This is a genomic window from Mesorhizobium sp. M7A.F.Ca.CA.004.04.2.1 (assembly GCF_004022825.1).
GTDB lineage: Bacteria > Pseudomonadota > Alphaproteobacteria > Rhizobiales > Rhizobiaceae > Mesorhizobium.
The window spans coordinates 1-3,390 of record NZ_RZPH01000669.1; the positions used below are offsets into that span (position 1 = coordinate 1).

The window sequence follows — 3,390 nt, forward strand, 5'->3', positions numbered from 1 at the left end:
GATGCCCGCCACGGCCGAACTGCTTGCCGCCATCGCGCGCCTGCCCGGCGGCGCCATCGTGCTGCCCGGCCTCGACCGTACGCTGGACGAAGCGTCGTTCCAGGCAATCGCCGCGCCCGGCGCGCGTCCAGCCGTGCTCGGCCACCCGCAATATGGCTTGGCCAGGCTGATCGGCAAGATCGGCGTATTGCGCAGCGACGTCGAGGAGATTGGCGTGGCCGAACCGCGACTTGCGCTTCGCGCCGCCCTTGTCGGCGAAGCGCTGCGGCCGGCCGAAACCACCGAACTCTGGGCCGAGACACGTGCCGGTTTCCCGGCGTCCCACATTGCCGGCGCCTTCGCCGAGGTGACCTTGCTCGAAGCTGCCAGCGAACGTGATGAAGCTGTCGCCATCGCCGTCGCGCTCAAGCGCGCGGTCGAACAGCCCGGCCAAAGGGCGGCTCTCGTCACCGGCGATCGCGCATTGGCACGGCGCGTCTCGATCGAGCTCCAGCGCTTCGGCGTCGCCGCCGACGATTCCGGTGGCACGCCGCTCGCCAACACCCCGGCGGCCAGCCTGCTCAGGCTGGCGCTCGAGGCATTGTTCAGGCCAGGCGATCCGGTCGGCCTGTTGTCGCTGCTCAAGCATCCGCTGCTTGGCCTCGGCCTCGAACGGGCCGATGTGCGCCACGCGGCGGAACTGGTCGAGCTGGTGGCGCTGCGCGGCGGCACCGGCCGCCCAGACATCGTTTCGCTGCCGGAACTGTTCGAGGCCCGCCTCACCGGTCTGGGCGGCGGCAGCCGGCCGCCCTTCTGGTTTTCCCGGCTGACCGTGCGCTCCATCGAAACTACCCGGAATTTGCTTGAACGTCTCAAGCAGGCTCTGGCGCCGCTCGCAGCCTTCCGCGGCCGGGACGATGCCGACCTTGCCGCGCTTGTCAGGGCCAGCGTCGCCACACTCGAAAATCTCGGCCGCACCGCCGACGGTGGTCTTGGCGAACTCTATGCCGGTGACGCCGGCGAAAAGCTTGCCGAACTGCTGCGCGGGCTGGTCGCGGCTTCGGCTTCACTGTCCTTCGCGGCGACCGAGTGGCCCGATATCATGGCGGCGCTGATCGCGCCTGAATCGGTCAAGCCGGCACAGGGCACCGACCGGAACATCGCCATCTGGGGTGCGCTGGAAGCCCGATTGCTGACCGTCGATACGCTGGTCATCGGCGGGCTCAATGAGGGCGTATGGCCGCGCAAGCCCGAGAGCGACCGCTTCATGTCGCGGCTGATGAAGACCGGTATCGACCTCGAACCGCCCGAGCGGCGCATCGGCCTTGCCGCGCATGATTTCCAGATGGCCATGGGCGCTGGGAAAGTGGTGCTGTCCCGCTCGGCGCGCGCCGGCGACGCACCCGCCGTGCCGTCGCGCTGGCTTCAGCGGCTGCTGACCTTTATCGGCAACAATCAGGCAGCGGAGCTGCGCCGGCGTGGCGACGAACTGCTCGCCTGGGCGCGCGCGCTGGATACAGGCCCAAGGCGGGATTTCGCGCCACGGCCGCAGCCGAAGCCGCCCCTGTCGGTGCGCCCGACGCATTTCTCGGTCACCGAGATCGAGACCCTGCGCCGGGATCCCTACGCTGTCTATGCGAGACGGATCCTTGGACTGATGCCGCTCGATCAGGTCATCCGCGACCCCGGTGCGGCCGAGCGCGGCACGCTGTTTCACGCCATCCTGCATCTGTTCTCAGGCAGTGTCGCCGATCCGCGCACCCCCGAGGCGCTCGCCGGCCTTATCGCCGCCGGCCGCGCCTGTTTTGCCGAGGCCGCACTTCCGGCCGATGTCGAGGCGGTGTGGTGGCCGCGCTTCGAGAAACTCGCCGCCAACATCATCGGGTGGGAGCGCACGCGCGCCGATGCGGTGACAAAGCGCCATGCCGAGGAGCGCGCCGGCAAGACCGTTGTCGGCCAATCCGGCGTGACGCTGTCCGGCTACGCCGACCGCGTTGACCTTTTGGCCGGCGGCATGGCCGACATACTGGATTACAAGACCGGTTCCTCGCCGTCCAAGGCGCAGGCGCACACACTGCTTGCGCCGCAACTGGCGTTGGAGGGCGCGCTGCTCAGGCGCGGCGCCTTCAAGGATCTGGGCGTACGCGAGCCCTCTCAACTGGCCTTCATCAGGCTGAAGCCGAATGGCGAGGTGTTCGAGGAATCCATCCTCGAACACAATCGCCAGCCGCGGACCGCGACCGATCTTGCCGAAGAGGCCTGGGCGCGGCTGGAAAAGCTGTTGATCCACTATGCCGATCCTGCGACGGGTTATCTGTCGCGCGCGCTGCCGTTCCGCGAAGGCGAGACCGATGGCGACTACGACCATCTTGCCCGCGTGCTCGAATGGTCGGCAGGCGGCGATGCCGGCGACGAGGCAGGGGAGGCATGAAAAAGGCCTATCCGATCCCCAGCGACACCGCGACCAGCCAAGCCCGCGCCGCCGATCCCGGCAATTCCGCCTGGGTGTCGGCGAATGCCGGATCCGGCAAGACCCATGTGCTGGCCCAGCGCGTCATCCGGTTGCTGCTGCGCGGCACCGATCCCTCGAAGATCCTGTGCCTGACCTATACGCGCGCCGCTGCCGCCAACATGTCCAACCGGGTCTTCTCGACACTGTCGGAATGGACCACGCTCGGTGACGCCGACCTTGCGGCAAAGGTCGAGGCTCTGGAAGGCCGCCGGCCGGATCTCGAGACCATGCGCCGGGCGCGGCGCCTGTTCGCCGAGGCACTGGAAACGCCCGGCGGGTTGAAGATCCAGACCATCCATGCCTTCTGCGAATCGGTGCTGCACCAGTTCCCGCTGGAAGCCAACATCCCGGCCCATTTCGAGATGCTCGACGGCCAGATGGAGGCATCGCTGTTCGCCGCGGCGCGCCGCGAGATGATCTCCGGCACATCCGCCGGCGACAGGGATCTGGCCGAGGCTTTTGCCGCCATTCTCGATCGGGGCGGCGAAGCCGGGCTCGACGCCTTGCTGGGTGAGATCGTGCGCAAGCGCGACGGCTTGCGCAATTTCATCGACGCCGTCGGGCGTGATGGCACGCGCTTCCAGGCCCTGTTCGAGGAATTCCATTTCCATCCAGGCCAGACGGCCGAGGGCATAGCCGCTTCGGTATGGCCGTTGCCGGGTTTCCTGCCCGACTATTTTGCCGGCTTCGCCCACGCAGCCGAGGCCACCGACGCCAGATCGGTGCTGAACAACATCCTGCCCTATGCGCGGCAGGCTTTCGCCGAGGGCGATCCCATTCGGCGCCTGCAACTGCTGGCGCGAGCCTTCCTCAAGACCGATGGCGACGCCTACGACCCGGCAAAGGCCTTCAGGAAGGCCCTGGTCGACCGGCTGCCGGATCTGGCGGAGCGCTATCTC

2 protein-coding genes are annotated in these 3,390 nt (G+C 68.0%); both read left to right on the forward strand.

Annotated features, from left to right (window positions below; all coding sequences use genetic code 11):
* A partial coding sequence (gene addB / locus EN893_RS24925) for a double-strand break repair protein AddB (RefSeq protein WP_128361841.1) occupies positions 1 to 2,410 on the forward strand: 2,410 nt, incomplete at its 5' end.
* Positions 2,407 to 3,390: UvrD-helicase domain-containing protein (locus tag EN893_RS24930; RefSeq protein ID WP_164901080.1), on the forward strand; the 984-nt coding region annotated here is incomplete at its 3' end. The genes addB and EN893_RS24930, both read left to right, overlap by 4 nt.